This is a genomic window from Acinetobacter sp. HR7, from assembly GCF_000773685.1.
Taxonomy (GTDB): domain Bacteria; phylum Pseudomonadota; class Gammaproteobacteria; order Pseudomonadales; family Moraxellaceae; genus Acinetobacter; species Acinetobacter thermotolerans.
On sequence record NZ_JPQO01000137.1, the window covers coordinates 1 to 845 of the forward strand.

Consider the following 845-nt stretch of genomic DNA (forward strand, 5'->3'; position numbering starts at 1 on the left):
GTAAATTTAATGGTGGAAGGTTTTGTAAGAGTGCCATATCCACCAAGCGAATCTCAGGGACATCTATTCCGACCATTTTGGCAAGGCTCATCATAGAATATTCATTTAGCGAAACAAAGGCATGTCTGGAAGAAGGAGTTTTGACAATCCAGTCCCCGAGTAGAGACGATTCCGTTGCCTGGACTAGTGTAAAACGCCCATCTTTGGCTTTCATGGAAAACTTCATTTGGACGCCGGCCAAGGAAAACTTATTATCTGTTCGGATCTCTTGCTTTAAGATCTGATCTGGATTAGAGATCTGCAATTTGAATTTTATTTCATCTGGAATTTCTTCTGGATCTAATGGAGTCGCAATGAGTGCTCCAGGTAAATCATGACCTAAAGCTGCCAATAACTGAAATTCATTGTCTATATGTACTTTGAGGCTTTGTGCAATCAGTTCGCGTAATGCACCTTCTGGTAGCAAGTTTGATAGCAAGGGATGTAAACGCTGATGTGTAACATAGGTCTTTTCTAAAATTTTATCCGCTTGAGGATACAAGGGGGAAGTCAGCAGGCTCAAGGTCGGACGTTGCTGATCAAAGCGGAAAGAATCTGTAAAAACCAGAATATTTTTTCCGCTCTGAAATCCTGCCAAGTATCCAACGATAGCGTGATGTAATGTTAATTTCAGGACGGCAACAGTATTCATGGTTCCTCTCCTCCGAGAAGACCCTTCCATGGGTTAGTCATTAAGTCATCCTGATCTTCAATAGTGACTTCAATTTCATCATTCAATAATTGTCTAATCAAATGAACCTTATCATCAGGGATGAGCATCAGTTGATGGTTGATCGTGAACGCCC

Annotated in this window: 1 protein-coding gene and 1 pseudogene; both read right to left on the reverse strand. The window is 41.3% G+C overall.

Annotated features, from left to right (window positions below):
* Positions 1-691 (reverse strand): type II toxin-antitoxin system HipA family toxin (locus GW12_RS06290; RefSeq protein WP_034585020.1); only part of this gene is annotated, 691 nt, incomplete at its 3' end.
* Positions 688-845: pseudogene (locus GW12_RS06295) on the reverse strand (transcriptional regulator); the annotation flags it as partial. The gene GW12_RS06290 and the pseudogene GW12_RS06295, both read right to left, overlap by 4 nt.